This is a genomic window from Bradyrhizobium sp. DOA9, assembly GCF_000617845.2.
GTDB lineage: Bacteria > Pseudomonadota > Alphaproteobacteria > Rhizobiales > Xanthobacteraceae > Bradyrhizobium.
Genome location: NZ_DF820425.1, coordinates 6,733,175 through 6,755,223, shown reverse-complemented (window position 1 = coordinate 6,755,223; position 22,049 = coordinate 6,733,175). Strand labels below are relative to the sequence as shown.

At 64.9% G+C, this 22,049-nt stretch carries 18 protein-coding genes and 1 tRNA gene; 14 read left to right on the top strand and 5 right to left on the bottom strand.

Annotation, left to right across the window (positions count from 1 at the left end; translation table 11 throughout):
- The first annotated feature begins 92 nt into the window (after positions 1 to 92).
- From BDOA9_RS31760 to BDOA9_RS31720, 9 genes are all read left to right on the top strand, one after another.
- Positions 93 to 1,196 carry an ABC transporter substrate-binding protein gene (locus BDOA9_RS31760; RefSeq protein WP_025037987.1) on the top strand — a complete coding sequence of 368 codons (1,104 nt, stop codon included), beginning with the start codon at positions 93 to 95 and terminating at the stop codon, positions 1,194 to 1,196.
- Complete coding sequence (locus BDOA9_RS31755) at positions 1,174 to 2,196, top strand: ABC transporter permease (RefSeq protein WP_025037986.1); 1,023 nt, start codon at positions 1,174 to 1,176, stop codon at positions 2,194 to 2,196. The genes BDOA9_RS31760 and BDOA9_RS31755 overlap by 23 nt, the downstream gene beginning before the upstream one ends.
- Complete coding sequence (locus BDOA9_RS31750) at positions 2,190 to 2,987, top strand: ABC transporter ATP-binding protein (RefSeq protein ID WP_025037985.1); 798 nt, start codon at positions 2,190 to 2,192, stop codon at positions 2,985 to 2,987. The genes BDOA9_RS31755 and BDOA9_RS31750 overlap by 7 nt, the downstream gene beginning before the upstream one ends.
- On the top strand, positions 2,981 to 4,153 hold the full coding sequence (locus BDOA9_RS31745; RefSeq protein ID WP_025037984.1) for an acyl-CoA dehydrogenase family protein: 1,173 nt from the start codon (positions 2,981 to 2,983) through the stop codon (positions 4,151 to 4,153). The genes BDOA9_RS31750 and BDOA9_RS31745 overlap by 7 nt, the downstream gene beginning before the upstream one ends.
- 20 nt (positions 4,154 to 4,173) lie before the next feature.
- Complete coding sequence (locus BDOA9_RS31740) at positions 4,174 to 5,274, top strand: LLM class flavin-dependent oxidoreductase (RefSeq protein ID WP_025037983.1); 1,101 nt, start codon at positions 4,174 to 4,176, stop codon at positions 5,272 to 5,274.
- Positions 5,271 to 6,209 carry an ABC transporter substrate-binding protein gene (locus BDOA9_RS31735; RefSeq protein ID WP_025037982.1) on the top strand — a complete coding sequence of 313 codons (939 nt, stop codon included), beginning with the start codon at positions 5,271 to 5,273 and terminating at the stop codon, positions 6,207 to 6,209. Before BDOA9_RS31740 ends, BDOA9_RS31735 begins: the two co-directional genes overlap by 4 nt.
- A 316-nt stretch (positions 6,210 to 6,525) precedes the next feature.
- Positions 6,526 to 7,371 carry a CmcJ/NvfI family oxidoreductase gene (locus BDOA9_RS31730; protein ID WP_025037981.1) on the top strand — a complete coding sequence of 282 codons (846 nt, stop codon included), beginning with the start codon at positions 6,526 to 6,528 and terminating at the stop codon, positions 7,369 to 7,371.
- A 101-nt stretch (positions 7,372 to 7,472) separates the two neighbouring features.
- Positions 7,473 to 7,787: a septal ring lytic transglycosylase RlpA family protein gene (locus BDOA9_RS31725; protein WP_025037980.1), complete on the top strand. Its 315-nt coding sequence runs from the start codon at positions 7,473 to 7,475 to the stop codon at positions 7,785 to 7,787.
- Between the two features lie 46 nt (positions 7,788 to 7,833).
- Complete coding sequence (locus BDOA9_RS31720; RefSeq protein ID WP_025037979.1) at positions 7,834 to 9,003, top strand: Gfo/Idh/MocA family protein; 1,170 nt, start codon at positions 7,834 to 7,836, stop codon at positions 9,001 to 9,003.
- A gap of 68 nt (positions 9,004 to 9,071) precedes the next feature.
- On the opposite strand, the gene BDOA9_RS31715 is transcribed toward BDOA9_RS31720, so the two are convergent.
- The 4 genes from BDOA9_RS31715 to BDOA9_RS31700 all read right to left on the bottom strand — a co-directional run bounded on the left by BDOA9_RS31715 (position 9,072) and on the right by BDOA9_RS31700 (position 15,846).
- The gene (locus tag BDOA9_RS31715; protein WP_025037978.1) at positions 9,072 to 10,382 is read right to left on the bottom strand and encodes an ABC transporter substrate-binding protein; all 1,311 of its coding nucleotides are present in this window, start codon (positions 10,380 to 10,382) and stop codon (positions 9,072 to 9,074) included.
- A 165-nt stretch (positions 10,383 to 10,547) separates the two neighbouring features.
- Positions 10,548 to 13,055: an excinuclease ABC subunit UvrA gene (gene uvrA / locus BDOA9_RS31710; RefSeq protein ID WP_025037977.1), complete on the bottom strand. Its 2,508-nt coding sequence runs from the start codon at positions 13,053 to 13,055 to the stop codon at positions 10,548 to 10,550.
- 157 nt (positions 13,056 to 13,212) lie between these two features.
- Positions 13,213 to 14,397, bottom strand: coding sequence for a calcium-binding protein (locus tag BDOA9_RS31705; protein ID WP_025037976.1), 1,185 nt, complete (start codon positions 14,395 to 14,397; stop codon positions 13,213 to 13,215).
- A gap of 216 nt (positions 14,398 to 14,613) precedes the next feature.
- A complete protein-coding gene (locus BDOA9_RS31700; RefSeq protein WP_025037975.1) occupies positions 14,614 to 15,846 on the bottom strand; it encodes an SMP-30/gluconolactonase/LRE family protein in 1,233 nt (410 codons plus the stop codon).
- A 181-nt stretch (positions 15,847 to 16,027) separates the two neighbouring features.
- On the opposite strand from BDOA9_RS31700, the gene BDOA9_RS31695 reads away from it, so the two are divergent.
- The 5 genes from BDOA9_RS31695 (at position 16,028) to BDOA9_RS31675 (ending at position 20,469) form a co-directional block, all read left to right on the top strand.
- The gene (locus tag BDOA9_RS31695; protein WP_025037974.1) at positions 16,028 to 16,291 is read left to right on the top strand and encodes a hypothetical protein; all 264 of its coding nucleotides are present in this window, start codon (positions 16,028 to 16,030) and stop codon (positions 16,289 to 16,291) included.
- Between the two features lie 378 nt (positions 16,292 to 16,669).
- Positions 16,670 to 18,232: a 2-isopropylmalate synthase gene (locus BDOA9_RS31690; RefSeq protein ID WP_025037973.1), complete on the top strand. Its 1,563-nt coding sequence runs from the start codon at positions 16,670 to 16,672 to the stop codon at positions 18,230 to 18,232.
- Between the two features lie 199 nt (positions 18,233 to 18,431).
- Entirely contained in the window at positions 18,432 to 19,436 is a 1,005-nt protein-coding gene (locus BDOA9_RS31685) for a TRAP transporter substrate-binding protein (RefSeq protein WP_025037972.1), read from the top strand.
- A gap of 194 nt (positions 19,437 to 19,630) precedes the next feature.
- The gene (locus tag BDOA9_RS31680; RefSeq protein ID WP_025037971.1) at positions 19,631 to 20,227 is read left to right on the top strand and encodes a Spy/CpxP family protein refolding chaperone; all 597 of its coding nucleotides are present in this window, start codon (positions 19,631 to 19,633) and stop codon (positions 20,225 to 20,227) included.
- A 166-nt stretch (positions 20,228 to 20,393) separates the two neighbouring features.
- Positions 20,394 to 20,469 (top strand) — tRNA-Lys (locus BDOA9_RS31675).
- Positions 20,470 to 20,754: 285 nt separating this feature from the next.
- Here the strand turns inward: BDOA9_RS31675 and BDOA9_RS31670 are convergent.
- Positions 20,755 to 21,930, bottom strand: a complete 1,176-nt coding sequence (locus BDOA9_RS31670) for an alpha-hydroxy-acid oxidizing protein (RefSeq protein WP_042336833.1) — start codon at positions 21,928 to 21,930, stop codon at positions 20,755 to 20,757.
- Positions 21,931 to 22,049: the final 119 nt, after the last annotated feature.

Here is a 22,049-nt window from a genome sequence, read left to right as displayed (position 1 = left end):
AGATATTCTCTCAACGCGGCTCCGCACGGAACATGCGCAACACTGGATGCTGCGCGAATGGCGGAGCTGTGCCAACTCAAGGAGCGGGGCTGATGGACAACGACAACAAGCGCAACGGATCGGGGCTCGACCGGCGTCATCTGCTCCAGGCAGGGCTGGCTGCGGCGTTCGCGGCGCCGCTTGGCGCCTTTGGCGCGGCGCAGGCCTTTGCGCCGCAGGCGATCGCACCCGGCGTCGATCTCTCGCAATTCCCGCTGTGCCGCACGGCCTCCGACGCACCGGCGCTCACCGGCGCGCCGCGCAAGCTGAAGCTGTCCTGGAATGCCGGCGCCGTCTGTCTCGCGCCGGTGCCTGTCGCGATCGAGCATGGCTTCTTCCAGAAGCACAATCTCGACATCGAGCTCATCAACTATTCCGGCTCGACCGACCAGCTGCTCGAGGCCATCGCGACCGGAAAGAGCGATGCCGGCCTCGGCATGGCGCTGCGCTGGTTGAAGCCGCTGGAGCAGGGCTTTGACGTCAAGATCGCCGCCGGCACCCATGGCGGCTGCATGCGCGTCCTCACGCGGACGGATTCCGGCGTGAACAAGCTTGCCGACCTCAAGGGCAAGATCGTCGCGGTCGGCGACCTCGGCGGCCCCGACAAGAACTTCTTCTCGGTCCAGCTCGCCAAGCTCGGGATCGACCCCAACAAGGACGTCGACTGGCGGCCCTATCCCGGCAACCTGCTCAACGTCGCCGTCGAGAAGGGCGAGGTGCAGGCCTTCCTGTCGTCCGATCCGCTGGGCTATCTCTGGCTCAAGGATACCCAGTACAAGGAGGTCGCCTCCAATCTCGACGGCGAATATCGCGACAAGAGCTGCTGCATCCTCGGCCTGCGCGGCTCGCTTGTGCGTGAAGAACCTCTAGTCGCGCGCGCCCTCACCCAGGCGCTGCTCGACGCCGCGATGTTCACCGCCCAGAACCCGGCCGTGACGGCAAAGTCGTTTCAGCCTTATGCGCCGAAGACTGCGTCGCTCGCCGATATCGAGGGCATGGTGCGCTACCACACCCACCATCATCATCCCGTGGGTGAAGTGCTCAAGCGCGAGCTGAAGGCCTATGCCGACGACCTCAAGAGCGTGCAGGTCTTCAAGCAGAGCACCGACACCGCCAAGTTCGCGGAGCGCATCTATGTCGACGTATTCGCTGTCTGACGGCCTCGCCTCCGGGGCGCCGCGCACCTCGCGCGCGCCGCTGCTTTCGAGCTGGGTTCGCGAATCCGGCATCGGCGTTCTCGCCAGCATCGCATGGATCACTTTCGGCTTCTCCTGCCTGTGGTGGGAAGACGTCGGTGACTGGTCGCGCACCCATTCGCTCGGCATTGCCGCTTTCATCATCGCCGCCATTGCGCTGATCGGCACGGTCGGCGCCGATTATCTCGGTTCGGCCGGTCGCGGCTTGCGACAGCGTGCAGCCTGGCTGGTCGCGCTCGGCGCGTTCCTGACGGTGTGGGAGGTCGCGACGGCAAAGTTCGCCTGGCTGCCGCTGCCGTTCTTTCCGCCGCCACAGTCGATCATCGAGGTTTATACCGACGATCTGCCGAAGCTGCTCGATAGCGTACTTGCGTCGGTCAAGCTGCAACTCGGCGGCTACCTGATCGGTGCGACGATCGGCTTCCTGACGGGCGTCTCGATCGGCTGGTCGCGCGCGGTCGGCTATTGGGTGCATCCGGTGCTGCGCTTCATCGGCCCGCTGCCGGCGACCGCGTGGCTGCCGATCGCGTTCTTCACCTTTCCATCGAGCTGGAGCGCCTCGACTTTCCTGATCGCGCTGGCGACCGGCTTCCCCGTCACCGTGCTGACCTGGTCGGGTGTCGCGAGCGTCAGCAACGCCTATTACGACGTTGCACGCACGCTAGGGGCAAAGCCGTCCTTCCTGGTGCTGAAGGTCGCGATCCCCGCCGCGCTGCCGCACGTCTTTGTCGGCCTGTTCATGGGGCTCGGCGCGTCCTTTGCCGTGCTCGTCGTCGCCGAGATGATCGGCGTCAAGGCCGGGCTCGGCTGGTACCTGCAATGGGCGCAGGGCTGGGCCGCCTACGCCAACATGTACGCGGCGCTGATCGTGATGTCGCTGCTCTGCTCAGGCGCGATCACGCTGCTGTTTGCGATCCGCGATCGCCTCCTGGTCTGGCAAAAGGGGACCGTCAAATGGTAGCCACAGCCATCGCCGAAGCGGTCACGCAGCCGGCCGCGGGCGCCGCGCTCGACATCGAGCAGGTCAGCCACGCCTTCGACATCGACGGGACCGAGCTGCCGGTGCTGAGCGACGTCAGCATCTCGGTCGAGCCCGGCGAGTTCGTCGCACTGCTAGGGCCCTCCGGCTGCGGCAAGTCGACCTTGCTTCGGCTCGTGGCCGGGCTCGACAAGCCGAAGGCAGGAAGGCTGCGGGAAGACGAGGCGCGCATCAGGAGCCCGCATCCGTCTCGCGTCGTCGTGTTCCAGGATCCGACCCTGTTTCCCTGGCGGTCGGTCTGGGACAACGTCGCCCTGGGCCTCGAGGCCCAGGGCATTTTGAGGAGCCAGCGCCAGCGCGTCGATGCCGCGCTCGACCTGGTCGGGCTTTCGTCGTTCCGCAATGCCTATCCACACCAGCTCTCCGGCGGCATGGCGCAGCGCGTCGCGCTGGCACGGGCGTTGGTCAACGATCCCAAGATCCTGATCCTTGACGAGCCGCTGGGAAAACTGGACTCGCTGACCCGCATCACCATGCAGGCCGAGCTCGTCGCGCTCTGGCAGCGCAAGGGGTTTACCACGCTGCTGGTGACGCATGATGCGGAGGAGGCATTGGTGCTGGCCAACCGCGTCATCGTCTTCAGCGACCGCCCCGCCCGGGTGAAGGCCGACATTCGCGTCGACCGTCCCTATCCGCGTCATCGCGGCGATCCCTATCTGGCCGAACTGCGCCGCCAGATCCTTGGTCTGCTGGGGTTGGACGCGACATGGTAATTTCCGTAGTCAAGGGGCGTACGGGTCATGGCGAACCCGACTACATCGCCCGTGCCGAGGCGCTTGCAGCGAGCTTTGCCGCGCGTGCCGCCGAGCACGACCGTGTCGGCAGCTTTCCTTTCGAGAACTTTCGCGAGCTGTCCGAGGCGGGACTGCTGTCTTTGACGGTTCCAGCGGCGCATGGCGGGGCGGGGGCCGGTGCCCGCTACGCCGCGCGCGTCCTCGGCATTCTCGGCAAGGCCGATCCTTCGACCGCGCTGGTGCTGTCGATGCATTACATCAATCACCTCGCGATGGCGCGCAGCCCGAATTGGCCGGCGCGGCTGGCGCGCAAACTCGCGCGCGAGAGTGTCGAAGGCCTTGCGCTCGTCAATGCGCTGCGCGTGGAGCCGGAGCTTGGCTCGCCGGCGCGCGGCGGCCTGCCCGCGACGATCGCGCGGCGGACAGAGACCGGCTGGCGGCTCACCGGCCACAAGATCTACTCGACGGGATCGCCGATCCTGAAATGGTACCTGGTCTGGGCGCGGACCGACGAGGCGGAGCCGCGCGTCGGCCAGTTCCTGGTGCCCGCGGGCCTGCCCGGCACGCGCATCGTCGAGACCTGGGACCATCATGGGCTGCGCGCCAGCGGCAGCCACGACGTCATCTTCGACGACGTCGTGATCCCGCTCGATGCCGAGGTCGACGTGCGCAAGCCGGCAGACTGGCGCACGCTCGACGTCACGCAGGCGACCGTCCACACCGTCTTCGTCGCGGCGATCTATGACGGCGTCGCCCGTGCCGCGCGCGACTGGTTGGTGACGTTCCTGAAGCAGCGCGTCCCCGCCAGCCTCGGCGCGCCGCTGGCGACCTTGCCGCGCGCGCAGGAGATCCTCGGCGGCATCGAGGCGCGACTCGCGGTCAACGCGCGGCTGATCGACACGTTTGCGCGTGATTTCGATGACGGCGTCGATCTCTCCGCCGGTGAATCCAACGTCATCAAGCTGACGGTCACCAACAACGCCGTCGCCGTCGTCGAGGATGCCCTGTCGCTGTCGGGCAACCACGGGCTCAGCCGCGCCAATCCGCTGGAGCGGCATTATCGCGACGTGCTGTGCGGCCGCGTGCACACGCCGCAGGACGATTCCACGCGCGTCGGCCTCGGCCGTGCCACGCTCGGCCTCTAGAGATCAACAAGGAGACGATCATGTCGATCGAGTTCATCGGCTTCATCAGCAACAACAATTCGTCCGAGACCATCGTCCGGGAAGGGCCGGTGCTCAACCCGACCCACATCGAGACGGTGGCGAAGGCACACGAGAATGCCGGCTTCGACCGGGCGCTGCTGGCTTTCCATTCGACCTCACCCGACTCGCTTCAGGTCGCCCAGCACGTCCTCAATGTGACGTCCCGCCTCAACGTGCTGATCGCGCAGCGGCCCGGTTTCACCGCGCCGACATTGCTGGCGCGGCAGTTCGCCGTGCTCGACCAGTTTTCCCGCGGCCGCGTCGCGCTCCACGTCATCACCGGCGGCAACGCCACCGAGCTCCGGCAGGACGGCAACACGCTCGACGACAAGGACGAGCGCTATGCTCGCACCTCCGAGTTCCTCGACGTGCTCAAGCTGGAATGGAGCAGCGAGAAGCCGTTCAGCTACAAGGGCAGGTACTATCAGGTCGAGAACGCCTTCGCGCAGGTGAAGCCGTATCGTCCCGAAGGCATCCGTGTCTATTTCGGCGGCGCCTCGGATGCGGCGATCGACGTCGCGGGCAAGCACGCCGACACCTTTGCGCTGTGGGGCGAATCCTATGCGCAGGTGCGCGATATCACCTCGCGCGTCCACAACGCGGCGGTGCGGCAGGGACGGCCGACGCCGCGCTTCAGCCTGTCGGTGCGGCCGATCGTTGCGCCGACCGAAAAGCAGGCTTGGGAGAAAGCCGAGGAGATTTTGGCCCGCGCCACCGCGCTGCAGGACAAGACCGGCTATCGCAAGCCCGCCGACGGCCATGCCACCGCGGGCGCGCGCCGGCTGCTCGCGCTCGCCGACCAGGGCAGCCGCATCGACAAGCGGCTGTGGACCGAGATCGCCAAGCTCACCGGCGCCAACAGCAACACCACGGCGCTGGTCGGTACGCCCGAGCAGGTCGCGGAGGTCTTCGGCGACTATTACGATCTCGGCATCAGCCATTTCCTGATCCGTGGCTTCGATCCGCTGATCGACGCCATCGAATACGGCCGCGAGCTGATCCCGCTGACGCGCGAGCTGATTGCCAAGCGCCAGGCCGTTCGCGGCGAGGCCGCGGAATGATCCGCCTCATGCTGGCCGGCGCGCTGCTGTTCGCTTCGCTTGAAGTCGCAGCCGCGCAAACCACCTTGCGCGTCGGGGACCAGAAGGGCAACGCGCAGGCCGTGATGGAAGCGGCCGGCGTGCTCAAGGACGTCCCCTACAAGATCGAGTGGAGGGAGTTTCCCGCGGCAGCTCCCTTGCTGGAGGCGCTTAGCGCCGGCGCGATCGAGACCGGTCTCGTTGGCGACGCGCCCTTCACCTTCGCCGCCGCCTCCGGTGCGCCGGTGAAGGCGATCGCGGCCATCCGGCAGACGCGCGAGGGGCTTGCCATCCTCGTGCCCGAGAACTCGCCGATCAAGAGCTTTGCCGATCTCCGGGCTAAGAAGATCGCGACCGGCCGCGGCTCGATCGGCCATCAGCTGATCCTCGCCGCGCTGGAGAAGAACGGCTGGAGCGCGAGCGACGTGCAGATCGCGTTCCTGGCGCCCTCGGATGCCAAGGTCGCCTACACGCAAGGTTCGGTCGATGCGTGGTCGACCTGGGAGCCGTATGTCAGCCAGGAGGAGGTGCTTTTCAAATCGCGCCGCATCATCACCGCGGAAGGCCTGACGCCGGGACTGAGTTTCCAGGTGGCGCGGCCCGACGCGATCAGGGACAAGCGCGCAGAGCTGACGGACTTCATCCGCCGCCTCACCGCGGCGCGGGCGTGGTCGCTGAACAATACAGACAGTTACGCCGCGACCTGGGGCAAGCTGATGAACATCCCCACGGCCGTGCCGCAGAACTGGCTGTCACGCGCAAAAATCCGGATCGCGCCGATCGATGACGGCGTGGTCACGGACGAGCAGGCGACGATCGACCTCTATTTCCGCTGGGGCCTGATCAAGCAGAAGCTCGATGCCGCGGAGATCGTCGACCGCTCCTTCACGGACGCGATTGTCAAGGCGGGGTTGTAGCCGCCGAGCACTCCCGTGTCCCGGACAAGCGAAGCGCAGAGCCGGGACCCATGCCGCGCAGATTGCTCTCGGTTAGATGGGCCCCGGCTCAGCAGCGCACCACTTCGTGATGCGCTGCGTCCGGGGCACGAGACCTCTCAAGCGCTCAAGTATCCGTGAAGCAGGCAGACAACTTCCAACTCGATCGCGCTCCTCGAAACAATCCTCCTGCTTATAGCGCTCGTGACAACACGCCCATTGCTATTTGCGCCGCCTCCCTTGCGACACGGCGGGCTCCCGCAAAGATCAATCCGACGACCACATCGGGAGACCGGCCATGGGCCTGCAAGAAACAAAAATCGAATCGCTTCCCTTCGTCACTGCCGAACTCAATTATCTCGCGCCAATCGACGGCAAGCCGCGCACCTACGCGTTCGATCCGCCGCCGGGTGAGCCGAAGAGCACCTCGCTGCCGGAGCCGCACCAGGTCCCGATCTTCGACGGGCGGCTGATCGCGAGCAGCTTCTCGCTCGATCGCGAGGGCTTTGCCCTGGTGCGTCACCCGACGCAGGTGAAGGATTTTTACAACGACGAGGAGATCCGCAGCGTCTACTATCCAGCGGTCGAGGCGTTCCTGCGCGCGACGCTGAAGGCCGACCGCGTCTTCATCTTCGATCACACCGTGCGCAAGCGTGTCGAAGGCGCGCCTGATATCCGTGACGGCGGCCCGCGTCAGCCGGCCACGCGCGTCCATGTCGACCAGACCGCAATCTCCGGCGCCAATCGCGTGCGCGAGCATCTGCCTGATGAAGCCGAGCAGCTGCTGAAAGGTCGCGTGCAGGTGATCAATCTGTGGCGGCCGATCCGCGGCCCCTTGCGCGATTCACCGCTCGCCATGGCCGACGGCACCACGGTTAAGCCGGAGGACCTCATCGCTTCCGACCTGATCTATCCCAACCGCCGGGGCGAGACTTATTCGGTCAAATTTAATCCGAACCACCGCTGGTTCTATTTCCCGGAGATGACGCCGGACGAGGCGCTGCTGCTGAAGTGCTACGATTCCGCAACCGACGGCCGCACCCGTTTCGGGCCGCACACCGCCTTCGTCGATCCGACCACGCCGGCCGATGCGGCGCCCCGCGAAAGCATCGAAGTCCGCACGCTGGTGTTCCACCGGCAGTAACAAAGTGTGATGGCATTGCCGGGCGTCGCCCGGCAATGTTCCTGGAACTTTGGGGAACAAAGCCACGTTGCAGCGCCGGGCAGGGTAACCGGGAGGGTGCCGTGCAAGCGCAGACGACGCTATTGGTAGCTCTGGCCAGCTTTTTGTTTTTCGCCTTTTCTGCCGCCCACGCTGAAACCGGGCTTGCTTCGTACTACAGTTACGCGAAAGCCGGCAAAGGCGGCGAGCTGACCTGCGCCCACCGCACGCGCCCATTCGGCACCGTGCTCAGGGTGTCCTATAGCGGGCGCATGATCCAGTGCCGCGTCAATGATCGCGGCCCCTTCATCCGCGGCCGCATCGTCGATCTCTCGGTGCCCGCCGCCCGCGCGCTTGGCATGATGAGCGCGGGCGTGGTGCGCGTCTCCGTGGATTAGGCGTCGAGGCGCGCTATAGTGCCGCCCAACGCAAAAAGGGGGCGCTATGGCCAAGATCAAGGTGGGACTCGTCGGCTGCGGTTTCGTGTCGGAGCTGCACATGTATGCGTTCCGGCGCGTCTATGGCGTTGACGTCGAGGTCGCGGCGGTCGCCGCCCGCGGCGACAAGGTTGTCGCGTTCGCCCGGCATCACAATATCCCGCGAGTTTACCGGAGCTTCGCCGAGCTGATCGCCGACCGCGATCTCGATGTCCTCGATATCTGCACTCCGCCCAATCTTCACGCCGAGATGATCGTCGCCGCCATGCAGGCCGGCAAGCATGTCATCTGCGAAAAGCCGTTTGCCGGCTATTTCGGCCGCGAAGGCGATCAGCAGCCGATCGGCAAGCACGTGCCGAAGGCGCTGATGTATGAGCGCGTGATCGAGGAGATGGACAGGACGCGCGCCGCGATCGAGCGCACGGGCAAGCTCTTCATGTATGCCGAGGACTGGATCTACGCGCCGGCGGTGACCAAGACCGCCGAGATCATCAAGGCGACCAAGGACAAGATCCTGTTCATGAAGGGCGAGGAGAGCCATTCCGGCTCGCACGCCGCGCATGCCGCGCAGTGGGCGATGACCGGCGGCGGCGCGCTGATCCGCATGGGCTGCCATCCGCTCTCGGCGGTGCTGTATCTGAAGCAGGTCGAAGCCAAGGCACGCGGGGAGCGCATCCGCGTCGCCAGCGTCACGGGCGACGTCGGCAACGTCACCGCCGCGCTCCAGCCTGAGGAGCGCAGCTACATCAAGGCCAGTCCCGTCGATGTCGAGGACTGGGGCACGCTCACCGCCACTTTCTCGGACGGCACCAAGGCAACGGTGTTCTCCGGCGACATGATCATGGGCGGCGTGCGCAATCTGATCGAGACCTATACGAGCGGCGGCTCGCTGTTCGCCAACATCACGCCGAACAATCATCTGATGAGCTATCAGACCAGCGAGGAAAAGCTCGCGGGCGTCTACATCACCGAGAAGGTCGACCGCAAGACCGGCTGGCAATATGTCTGCCTCGAGGAGGAATGGACGCGCGGTTATTTGCAGGAGATCCAGGACTTCATGGAATGCGTCGCGACCGGCCGCCAGCCGCTGTCGGACCTCGCGCTGGCCTATGAGACGATCAAGGTGAACTATGCCGGGTATTGGGCCGCGGAAGAGGGGCGGCGGGTGGCGTTGTAGTGGGGCTCATTGCCGCGACGGGATTGCGCTCCCTCTCCCCGCAAGCGGGGAGAGGCGAAGAACCCCCATCACGCCCCGTAGGTCGAGCCCTTCGGCAGCGGGAAGACCGGGTCCTGCGTGCGGATGTTGGTCGGCCACACCACCGAGATGTGCTCGCCGGCGTTCTGCATCACGACCGGCGTCGAGCGTTCGTTCTGGCCGGAAAGCGGCGTGCCCGGCGGGAAGAACTTCACGCCATAGCCCTGGATGGTGCCGCCGGCAGGGATGTCGACGTCGAGTGCCGCTTTCCGGATCGCCTCGGGCTCGAAGCTGCCGTATTTCTCCTTGGCGACCGGCAGCACGTGGTTGAGCAGCACCCAGGTCTGGTTGAAGCCCATCGAGCAGTGCGGCGGCACGTCGGTGGCGCCGGTCTTGCCTTGGTAGCGCGAGACCATGGTCTTGATCAGATCGCCCATTCCGGGCGCGAGCTTGGCGGGGTCGAGCAGCTGCGCCGGCACCGGGTCGATGTTGCAGAAATGGTCGATGTCGGCGCCGAAAGTGGCGCGCAGCTTGTCGAGCTGGCTGTAGCCCGCACCGTTGCCGAACAGCATCTTGAAGCGCAATCCGCTCTCGCGCGCCTGGCGCAGGAACAGGGTGATGTCGGGGTTGTAGCCCGCATGCGAGATCACATCGGCCTTGGCCCGCTTGATCTTCGTCACCAGCACCGAGAGGTCGGGCGCCGAGGCCGAATAGCCCTCGCGCAATACGATCTGCAGTCCAGCCTCCTTGGCATAGGCCTCGTCGGCGGCGGCAACGCCGACGCCGTAAGGGCCGTCCTCGTGGATCAGCGCGATCTTGACGTCCTTCGGCTCCATGCCGAGCTTCGCCTTGGCGTGCTCGCTCATGAAGCCGGCAAAGGCCTGGCCGTATTGATCCGAATGGATCTGCGCGCGAAACACGTATTGCAGGTTCTTGTCCTTGAACACGGCGGTCGAGACCGCGGTCGTGATCCAGAGGATCTTCTTCTGCTGCTCGACCTTGGCCGCGAGCGGCACCGCATGCGCGCTCGCATAGACGCCGTTGAGGATGTCGATCTTCTCCTGATTGATCAGGCGTTCGGCCTCGTTGATCGCAACGTCGGGCTTGCTCTGCGAATCCGCGGCGACCGGAGCGACCTTGTACTTGCCGCCGACACCGCCTTTCTCGTTGACGAGATCGATGGCGATCTGCGCCCCGATCGAGGAGGCGACCGAGCCGCCGGCGGCGAAGGGGCCGGTGAGGTCGTAGATCAGGCCGATGCGTATATTCTCGGCCTGTGCCTGGGCGCGTGTCCAATCGAGGCTGAGTGCGGCGGCGGCAGCCGCCGAGGTCTTCAGCAGCTGCCTGCGTGAAGTCGGCATCCTATCCTCCCTCAAAACCGTCGTTCGATCTTGTTGTTGTTCGCAAAGTATGGGGAGCGGGACGGCGGAAAGTCAACATCGCGAAAGTCGAGGTCCGCCGCTCGCGGCGTAGAACGCAATTGCGAGATGACCGCGAGGCGACCGCGCCGACGATCGCTGCGCGCGCTATTGCGCCAGGCGCCGCGCCAGATAGGGCGCGGTCTTCCCGCCGGCCTTGGCGACCTGCTCGGGCGTCCCCGATGCAACGACACGGCCGCCCTCGTCGCCGGCGCCGGGCCCGAGATCGATGATCCAGTCGCTGTGCGCCACCACGTCCATGTCATGCTCGACCACGATCACGCTGTTGCCGCCGGCCACGATGCGCTCGAGTTGCGCGATCAGGCGCTCGACGTCGCGCGGGTGAAGGCCGGTGGTCGGCTCGTCCAGGACATAGAGCGTGTGGCCGCGTTGCGGGCGCATCAGCTCGGTCGCGAGCTTGATGCGCTGGGCTTCGCCGCCCGACAGCTCGGTCGCGGACTGGCCGAGACGGATATAGCCGAGCCCGACCTCGCGCACGACCGACAGCGACCGATTCAGTGCGGAATCGTTCTCGAAGAACTCGAAGGCCTCTTCGACGCGCATCGCCAGCACGTCTGCGATGGATTTGCCGCGGATCTTCACCTCGAGCGTCTTGTCGTTGTAGCGCGCGCCCTTGCAGGTCGGGCAGGGCGCATAGACGCTGGGCAGGAACAGGAGCTCGACGCAGACGAAGCCCTCGCCCTCGCAGGTCGCACAGCGCCCCTTCGCAACATTGAACGAGAAGCGTCCGGCATCGTAACGGCGCGACTTTGCCTGCGGCGTCGCCGCGAACAGTTTTCGCACGTGATCGAACAGGCCGGTATAAGTCGCAAGGTTGGAGCGCGGCGTGCGGCCGATCGGTTTTTGATCGACCACGACCAGACGATCGACGAGGTCGAGGCCGGCAACGATCTTGCCGCCCAACGTCTCGACCGCGGGAGCCAGACCGTCGTTGTCGGAATCGGCGGCAAGCGTGTGGCCGAGATGCGCAGCCACGGTGTCGACCAGGAACTGGCTGATCAGGCTCGATTTGCCCGAACCCGACACGCCGGTCACGCTGGCAATCACGCCGAGCGGGATGTCAACGTCGAGACCGCGGAGATTATTGCGGGTCACACCTCTGACCTCGAGATGCTCTTTCGCCTCACGACGGGTCGTCGGCAGCGGCCGCCGGGGATGTAAGAGATAGCTGGCGGTGCGCGATTGCTCGACGTCACCGAGCCCTGCCGGCGGCCCACTGTAGAGGACGAGGCCGCCGTTTTCGCCGGCTTCGGGCCCGACATCCACCAGCCAGTCAGCATGCTTGATGACCTCGATCTCGTGCTCGACCACGAAGATCGAATTGCCTGCGTGCTTCAACCGATCGAGCGCCCGCAGCAGGGCTTCGGTGTCGGCGGGATGCAGACCTGCCGATGGCTCGTCGAGCACATAGACCACGCCGAACAGGTTCGAACGGACTTGCGTCGCAAGACGCAGTCGTTGCAGCTCGCCCGGTGACAGCGTTGGCGTGCTGCGCTCGCAGGCGAGGTAGCCGAGGCCAAGGTCGAGCAGGACGGCGAGCCGGGCCGACAGATCCTCGCAAATGCGCCGGGCGACGACGGCCTTCTCCGACCTGTCGGTCGATCCTTTTGCATACGGCTTGATCAGTTCCTGCAGCTCCTTGAGCGGCAGATGCGATATCTCCGCGATGTTGAGGCCGGCGAATTTGACCTTGAGCGCCTCCGGTTTCAGCCTTGTGCCATGGCAGGTCGGACAATCCCGCGTGATCATGAATTGCGCGACGCGGCGCTTCATCATCGCGCTCTCGGATTTGGCATAGGTCTGCATCACGTAGCGCTTGGCGCCGGTGAACGTGCCCTGGTAGCTCGGCTCCTCCTTGCGGCGCAGGGCCCGCTTGACCTCGGCTGAGTCGTAACCGGCATAGACCGGAACGGTCGGCTGCTCCTCGGTGAACAGAATCCAGTCGCGGTCCTTCTTCGGCAGCTCGCGCCAGGGCTTGTCGACGTCGTAGCCGAGCGTGGTCAGGATGTCGCGGAGGTTCTGGCCTTGCCAGGCGCTCGGCCAGGCCGCAACGGCGCGCTCCCGGATCGTCTTGGTGTCGTCGGGCACCATGGACTTCTCGGTAACGTCGAGCATCCTGCCGATGCCGTGACAGGTCGGGCAGGCTCCTTCCGGCGTGTTCGGCGAGAACGACTCCGCATAGAGCATCGATTGCCCCCGCGGATAGTCGCCGGCACGGGAATAGAGCATCCTGAGCAGGTTCGAGATGGTCGTCACGCTGCCGACCGAGGACCGCGTCGTCGGCGCCCCGCGCTGCTGCTGGAGCGCGACGGCGGGCGGCAGGCCTTCGATGTCGTCGACCTCCGGGATCTGCATCTGGTGGAACAGGCGCCGTGCATAGGGTGATACCGACTCCAGGTAGCGCCGCTGTGCCTCGGCGTAGATGGTTCCAAAGGCGAGCGAGGATTTTCCCGAGCCCGACACGCCCGTAAAAGCGACGAGGGCGTTGCGAGGAATGCGGACGTCGACGTTTCCGAGATTGTGCTCGCGCGCGCCGCGCACCTTGACGAAGCCGTCGTCCTGCATCAGGTCGGGTTGTCTGGGTCGATCGTCCATCTCGCCTCCTTTGGGGATCAACGGCAAGATCGCAGGATGGGTCCTTTGCTGCCAGGGGCCGGTTGCGTTCTGCACAAAGCGAAGGCCCCGTCGCGGTGACAACGAAGGGCCTTGCAGCGAATGGATTGCCGGTGGTGGGTCGGCACCAGGCCGCGCCTCAGACCACGAAGTCCCTGGCGTTGAGATCGGCGGCATGGATGCCGGTCAGAGTGATCGTGTCGTCGGACGTCAGCTGGATCACCGCATTGCCGGCGCCGTCGTCGCTGATCAGGCTCTTCAGGTCGGCCCAGCCTGCAAAGCCGTAGGCGTGGACGTCGATCACATCGTGCTCACGTGCCGTGCTGCCGACGGCCTTGTTGCCCTGATCGAAATCGTCGATCACGTCCTGGCCCGAGCCGGTATTGAACACGAACAGATCGTTGTTCGGTCCGCCCCAGAGCTGATCGTTGCCGCCACCGCCGTTGAGGAGATCGCGGCCGCCCGTGATAGAGCCGGGCGCGGTTGGGGCATAGATGCGTGCATCGCCATACAGCCAGTCGCCGCGCTCGCCACCGAGAAGGATATCGTTTCCGCCGTGCGTATTGCCCGACATGTTCGAGGCATCTCCGGTGAGTGCGATGGACGTCGAGTCGGGATTGCCATCGACGGTCGCGATCAGGATGTCGTCGCCGCCACGGGCGTTGTCGCTCATGTAATACGTATCCCCCTCGAGAGAGGCCCCTCCCGAACGGGCTTCGGCGCCGACGGTGTAAATGAGGATGTCGTTGCCGCCACGTGTGTTGCCGCTCATGGCGTAGAGCGCGTCCCCCGACATCGTCGCTCCGCCATAGATGCCGGCCTGGGTCACGTGGAGGATATCGTTGCCGCCATGGGCATTGTCGCTCATGATGTAGCCGGTGTCGCCGCCGAAGGAGCCAGACGCTCTGTTCCCCATCACTGCGACGATATCGTCATTGCCTCCCCTAGCATCGCCCGACATCGTGTTTCCGGCGTCTCCCAGCACAGAGAGGCTCGAATATGTCGTGTGCGAGGCATCGGCGTAGATCGTGTCGTTGCCGCCACGGGAGTGACCGGACATCGTCTGCGCATCGCCGTCGATATACGCATAGACGCCGTAGCCCTCGATGTCCGCGACGAGGAGGTCGTTTCCTCCGCGCGAACGCCCCTGGAGGTCTGCGTCGTCACCGAGCAAGGTCAGGACACCGTGGCCCGCACTGACCGTGGCTATCATGATATCGTTCCCGCCGTGGGCGTCGATCGGCAGGCCCGGATCTCCAAAAGCGGTCACAATTTGCAGGTCTCCGACGCTGACGATGATCGTGTCGTTCGGCATGCGGCGCATCGCGCAACTCCATTTGATGTTCGAGCGCCCTCGGAGAGAGCATCACGCTTCCCCCGCCACGCCACGGTCTGCTGCGCGACCTATCTTCGTTAAATTAATGGCGGAGATTTGCCCGAGGTGAGGGGAACTGCGTCAGCGTGTCGTCGTGCTGTCACAAAACGCAAATTCAAACGCGCCGGCGCTTCACGCCGGCGCGCTTGCTCTGCACGGTGCCGCTCAGCCCGGCCCGGCGCCTTGCGTTGCCGTGTACACGGCGTAGAGCGATTGGCTCGCGGCCATGAACAGGCGGTTGCGCTTGGGGCCGCCGAAGCAAACGTTGCCGCACACTTCCGGCAGGCGGATGCGGCCGAGCAGCTTGCCCTCCGGCGACCACACCGTGACGCCGCTATAGCCGACGGCGCGTCCGGCATTGCTGGAGGCCCAGAGATTGCCGTTGACGTCGCAACGCAGGCCATCCGGTCCGCACTTCACGCCGTCGATCACGCAATCGGTGAACTTTTTCAGGTTCGAGAGCTTGTTGTCGCTGCCGACGTCGAACACGAAGATCTCGCCCTTGCCGCCGGGGCCGGTGTCGCCCGGTCCCTTGCCGGTCGAGGCGATGTAGAGCTTCTTGTAGTCGGGCGAGAAGCAGAGCCCGTTCGGATCGGGCACCTGGTCCTCGGTGACGACCAGGTCGATGCGGCCGGAGGGATCGATGCGATAGCAATTGGTCGGCAACTCGCGCTTGCCCGGCACGAAGCCGGCCGGCTGTCCGATCCGCGGATTGAGCTTGCCGCCGGCATTGCTCGGGCCGCCCGCGACGTCGGGCTCGCCTTCGTAGAGCTGGCCGCCATAGGGCGGATCGGTGAACCAATAGCTGCCGTCGGGATGCGCGGCCACGTCGTTCGGCGAGTTCAGCTTCTTGCCCTGGTAGGAATCGGCGAGCACGGTGGCGGTGCCGTCATGCTCGTAACGCGTCACCCGCCGCGTCAGGTGCTCGCAGGAGAGCTGGCGGCCCTGGAAGTCGAACGAGTTGCCGTTGGAATTGTTGGAAGGCGAGCGGAACACGCTGACGCGGCCGTCGTCCTCGGTCCAGCGCATTTGCCGGTTGTTGGGAATGTCGCTCCACAAGAGATAGCGGCCCTGCGCACTCCACGCCGGGCCTTCGGCCCATAGCAGGCCCGTATAGAGACGCTTGATCGCGGTGTTGGGCTGGGCGAGATCGTTGAAGGACGGATCGACCGCGATGATGTCGGGGTCCCAGAAATAGGTCGTCGGCGCGCCGCCCGGTCCGAAATCGCGCGGCGGCGTCGTGATCGTCGTCGGCGGTGCGGCGGGCCCGGTCTGGGCCAGCGCCGGGCCTGCCATCGTGGCCGCGGCGCCGAGCGCCAGCCCCCCGACCAGCGTTCGTCGTGAAAGCGCAGCATTCTGCGCACGCTGCTCCTGCTCAGGAGCCTCCTGGCGTGTCATCGTATCCTCCCGGTCATCTTCGGCCGGCCGGTTGATCCGGCCGAGCGAGGCGAAGGTTAGTCCGGTCCGCGTCCGGTTGCGAGGGGCAGACTTGAAACCGATGCGTGATCGCGGGTCGCAATTTCGTCACCTTCGGGTGCGTTTGGATTGCCGGGCGCTAGCGGGGATAAAGCCGGAGCTCATTGTGCAAGTCGTCGTCCTAGTCATCCTTCTCTCGTTTGCCTTTGCGGCTGGCTATTTCACGCGGGATTACGTCTCCCGAAAAAGGCGCGCGGAGGCACGTCGCTGGCGCGAGTACACGGAGCCGGACTGGCTCTCGGCCAATACAGCGGCGAACACCAACGAGATCGCGAAGACCGACACCGCTGCGCCAACCGGCGAGCTCGGCCAAATGCTGAACCGTTGGGAGAACAGGGCCCGCGCCCGCCGCACCGGCACGGGATAGGCCCATCCTCGAACTTAGGTCACCGATGTTGACCATCTTTTGGCGTTGCAGTTGCGGCCATTTCTCGTCTAGAAACGGCCGCATCGGGCCTCCCGGCAACCAACCGTCAATGGTTTTGACCGAGGATTTGAGGCTCTACAGGGTCTGGCAATGCTGATTCGCGGCCATATCGAGGGGATTTCGGGGGAGGTGGCTCTGGCCGCCGCCACGATCCCGGCTGCACTGATGCCCACCCTCCTTATTGGCGGCCTTCTTCTTACTTGCCCCTGAGGGCCGGCTGGGCGCCATGCGCCTGGGCGCTCAGGGGTTGGTCGAGATCACCGGACACCTCAAGCGCCAAGGAATGAACGGCGCTAACGCTCAAAAGGAAATCTAGGAATGGCCACCGTGAACAAGTCCGAGAAGGACCGCGTCATCATTTTCGACACCACGCTGCGCGACGGCGAGCAGTGCCCCGGCGCCACCATGACCTTCGAGGAAAAGCTCGAGGTCGCCGAGCTGCTGGACGATATGGGCGTCGACGTCATCGAGGCAGGCTTTCCGATCACCTCCGAAGGCGACTTCCAGGCCGTCAGCGAGATCGCCCGCCGCTCCAAGAATGCGGTGATCGCGGGCCTGTCGCGCGCCCATCCCGCCGACATCGACCGCTGCGCCGAGGCGGTGAAGTTCGCCAAGCGCGGACGCGTCCACACCGTGATCGCGACCTCGCCGCTGCACATGCGGGTGAAGCTGAACAAGACGCCGGAGCAGGTGATCGAGACCTCGGTCGCCATGGTCGCGCGCGCCCGCAACCAGATCGACGACGTCGAATGGTCGGCCGAGGACGGCACCCGCAGCGAGATGGACTTCTTGTGCCGCATCGTCGAGGCCGTGATCAAGGCCGGCGCCACCACGGTGAACATCCCCGACACCGTCGGCTATACGGTGCCGGAGGAATACACCCACTTCATGAGGACGCTGATCGAGCGCGTGCCGAACTCGGACAAGGCGGTGTTCTCCGTGCACTGCCATAACGATCTCGGCATGGCGGTGGCCAACTCGCTGGCCGGCATCACCGGCGGCGCGCGCCAGGTCGAGTGCACCATCAACGGCATCGGCGAGCGCGCCGGCAACGCCGCGCTCGAAGAGATCGTGATGGCGATCAACGTGCGCAACGACAAATTCCCCTACTGGAACAAGATCGACACCACGCAGCTGACCCGCGCCTCCAAGCTGGTGTCGGCGGCGACCTCGTTTCCGGTCCAGTACAACAAGGCCATCGTCGGCCGGAATGCCTTCGCGCATGAGAGCGGCATTCACCAGGACGGCGTGCTGAAGGACGCTTCGACCTACGAGATCATGCGGCCCGAGATGGTCGGCCTGAAGCAGTCCTCGCTGGTGCTCGGCAAGCATTCCGGCCGCCACGCCTTCGTGCACAAGCTGGAGGAGATGGGCTACAAGCTCGGTCCGAACCAGCTGGAAGATGCGTTCACGCGGATGAAGGCGCTCGCCGACCGCAAGAAGGACATCTACGACGAGGACATCGAGGCGCTGGTCGACGAGGAAATGGCGGCCTCGCACGACCGCATCAAGCTGACCTCGCTGACCGTGATCGCCGGCACCCATGGCCCGCAACGCGCGACCATGAAGCTCGACGTCGACGGCCAGATCAAGATCGAGGAAGCCGAGGGCAACGGCCCGGTGGACGCGGTGTTCAACTGCATCAAGCGCCTGGTGCCGCACGAGGCCAAGCTGGAGCTGTACCAGGTCCATGCCGTCACCGAAGGCACCGACGCGCAGGCGGAAGTCTCGGTGCGGCTGGCGCAGGACGGCCGCTCGATGACGGCGCGCGCGGCGGACCCGGATACCCTGGTCGCTTCGGCCAAGGCCTATCTCGGCGCGCTCAACAAGATCGTCATGAAGCGCCAGCGCGACAATGTGACGACGGCCGCGGCGGGTTGATGAGCGAAGCCGCAAGTTGTTACACCTCTCCCGCTAGCTAGCGGGAGAGGAAGCGCAGTGGTGCGGGCGGCGTTCACCATGAATGCCTGCCCTGCTAAGGGCCAATAGCGACTGTGCAGGCGAGGCGCTATTGATGCAGCCGGCATAAGACTAGCCACCCGGCGCCGCCGGGCGGCCAAACAAACAGCAGGGAGAGACTATGCGCACCTTGGCGATCGCTGCGTCCATCGCGGCTCTGGCATTCGGCTTGACCGGGCCGGCACTGGCCCAATCACCCGTTATCATCAAATTCAGCCACGTCGTCGCCACCGACACGCCGAAGGGCAAGGGCGCGGAGAAGTTCAAGGAACTCGCCGAGAAGTACACCGGCGGCAAGGTCAAGGTCGAGGTCTATCCGAACTCGACGCTGTACAAGGACAAGGAAGAGCTCGAGGCGCTCCAGCTCGGCAGCGTGCAGATGCTGGCGCCGTCCAACTCCAAGTTCGGCCCGCTCGGCATCCGCGAGTTCGAGGTGTTCGATCTGCCCTACATCCTGCCCGACATCAAGACGCTGCGGAAAGTGACGGATGGGCCGCTCGGCACGAGGCTGCTCAAGCTGCTGGAGCCTAAGGGCATCACCGGCCTTGCCTATTGGGACAACGGCTTCAAGCAGATGAGCGCGAACAAGAAGCTGATCACGCCCGCGGACTACCAGGGCGTCAAATTCCGCATCCAGTCCTCGCGCGTGCTGCAGGCCCAGTTCAAGGCGCTCGGCTCGCTGCCGCAGGTGATGGCATTCTCGGAAGTGTACCAGGCGCTGCAGACCGGCGTGGTGGACGGCCAGGAGAACACCTGGTCGAACATCTATACCCAGAAGATGCACGAGGTGCAGAAGTACATCACCGAGACCAATCACGGCTACATCGGCTACGTCGTGATCGTGAACAAGAAGTTCTGGGACGATCTGCCGGCCGACATCCGCGATCCTTTGTCGAAGGCGATGAAGGAGGCGACCGACTTCAGCAACGCGCAGTCGCAGAAGGAGAACGACGACGCGCTCGCCGAGATCAAGAAGAGCGGCAAGAGCGAGATCATCAAGCTCACAGCCGAGCAGGACGAGGCGATGCGCAAGGCGATGGAGCCGGTCTACAAGGACGCCGCCGGCCGCGTCGGCCAGGCGCTGATCGACGAGTTCCTGAAGGAAGCCAAGAGCACGACGAACTGATCCCGGCGAACCACGAACGAAGGCTTCCGTGCGGTCGGCACGGAAGCCTTTTTGTTGCGAATGATTTCCGATGTGCGGTTGGAGGTAAAATCGGCCGTTACATCTTCGTAACCTCGCGCTCCCTGTCCAAGTTGTAAGTTGCGCGTCCGCCGCGCTGCGCTCATCCTCCGGGCATCCTTCCAGAGGAGGTCCGTATGAAGAAATTCACCGTCGCAGCCATCGCCGTGCTCAGCATCGCCGGCTCGGGCGCGGTCTATGCCCAATATCATCGCCCGTGGATGGAGCACGTCCGCCACATGCGCATGAACCCCGAGGACCGGGCTGCCTTCGTCGATGCGCGGATTGCCGCCGTCCATGCCGGGCTGAAGCTGAACGCCGATCAGGAGAAGCTGTGGCCGCCGGTCGAGGCGGCCGTGCGGGAGTTCGCCAAGCTGCGCATCGACCGCGCCAATGCGCGGATGAATGCCGGGCCGGGCGATGCCGACAAGCCTGAGGATCCGATCGCCCGCCTGCGCCAGCGCGCCGAGGACATGGGCGCCAGCTCCGCCGCCCTGAAGAAGATCGCCGATGCCGCCGATCCGCTCTACAAGACCCTTGACGAGGGCCAGAAGCGGCGCCTCGCCGTGCTGACCCGGCACCGCGGCCCGTTCGGCGGCGGCGAGGACGGCCCGCGGCCCCACCACTTCATGGAGCGCATGGACCGCATGATGGAACGGGGCATGGACCACTTCCACCACGACCGCTTCGACCGTGACCGCGGTCCCGACCGGGACCGGGAAGGCCGGCTCTGAACGGACCGGCCCTCGCGCCGTCAACCCTGGCGAAGCCGCTGGAATCCAGCGGCTTTTCGCATTTCCGGGCCTGTGGACGAGACCTTGGAAAACTTGCGTCCGATCGCTTGCCAGACCCGGATCGCTTTGCTAAACGACCGACCTCGCAAGGCCTTGACCGCCTTTCGGGCGCATAGCTCAGTTGGTAGAGCAGCTGACTCTTAATCAGCGGGTCCCAGGTTCGAGCCCTGGTGCGCCCACCAAGCGATATCAATCGCTTGGAAGGTTTGTTCCTCAGAACGGACCTTTCGGTTGGAAACTTTGGTCGAGCGATCCTCCCTGTGGTCGAGACTAAGTCACACATCCACTTTAGCCCTGTCCCTCCCTTACATTCGCATCATGAGATACAGCGCGAACGCCGCTTGGTACAGGCGGACTACTTGACCGTCGTAGATTGGCGTACTTTCGCGAGGAAAACGGACGTCCGACAGGTCTGTCGTCGATCGACGTGGCGGCTCTGATCGGATCCTTCACCTGGTCCATTAAATTCACTGACCGGGCGGCTGGTCCGAGCAGCCCTGCGCAGTCGCGGGCAAGAGCGCGGTGGCTGCGATGAACGACTCGTCCAACCGAGAAGCCGCGGGACAGCCAAGCAGCGCCAGCGTTCTGTCGATCTCTTCGAAAAGGATACTCAGCGCCTTGGATGCCCCAGCCTCGCCGCTGGCGGCTAATCCGTAGAGGACGGATCGACCGAGCAGCACCGCCTTGGCGCCTAAAGCAACGGCTTTGACGATGTCGGAGCCTCGACGCACTCCGCCGTCGATCAGCACGGGCCCGAGATGGCGGACCTGGGGCAGAATCTCCAAGGACGAAACAGCGTCGTCGAGCTGTCGCCCGCCATGATTCGATATCACCACCGCATCGGCGCCGATCGCAAAGCAGCGTGCGATGTCTTCCGGATTGCAAACGCCTTTAACCAGCAGGCGTCGCGGCCAGAGATCGCGAAGGCGGGCAAGATCGTCCCAGTCGAAGCTTGCGTCCATCTCGCGCCGCAAAAGGGCATTTTGTGCCTGTAGCGTGGTTGCGTTGTCAGCGGCCAAATTTGCGAGCGTTGGCGTGCCATTCATGAGAAGGCTGGCCGTCCATCGCGGATGAGTGAGAGCGTCGAGGATCGTGCGGGCCGAATAGCGGAATGGGATCCGAAACCCATTGCGGAGGTCTCGCTCGCGCTTTCCGTTGACGGGTACGTCGACGGTCAGGACCAGCGCTGCGTAGCCCGCGTTTGCTGCGCGATCGACGAGTCGTTCAGCAAGCTGCCGATGGACGACGTAGAGCTGAAACCAGAGCTCGCCTCCGACTTTTGCGACGGCCTCCAGCCGCTCGTTGGAGGCCGTGGAAAGGGCGAATGGAACGCCGGCTCGCTTGGCGGCCGTTGCGAGCGCTGTATCTCCATTCGGCCAGATGGCGCCGTTCAGACCAGTTGGACCGACCACGAGAGGTGCAGCGATCCTGGTGCCCAGCAGATCGACGTCGGTCGTTCTCTTGCTGACGTCCCGCAGGCGATGCGGCAGCAGCTTGATCTTGCTGAACGCCGCGACGTTCTCCGAAATGGTCCGCTCGTCCTCGGCGCCGCCTTCGACGTAGTCGAACAACATCCTCGGGAGGCGACGCTTGGCGGACCGCCTCAAGTCCCATATGGAAGCGGGGGCTATCGTTGTCAGCATAGCGTGCTCCTCTTGGAAATTTCCGGATGAACCAGCGGCTTTAACGACCTCTCATCTGATGAAATGGCGGGTTTGGAAGCGCCGTGCGCTAGGGTATCGCGGGCCACGGAGGAGATGCT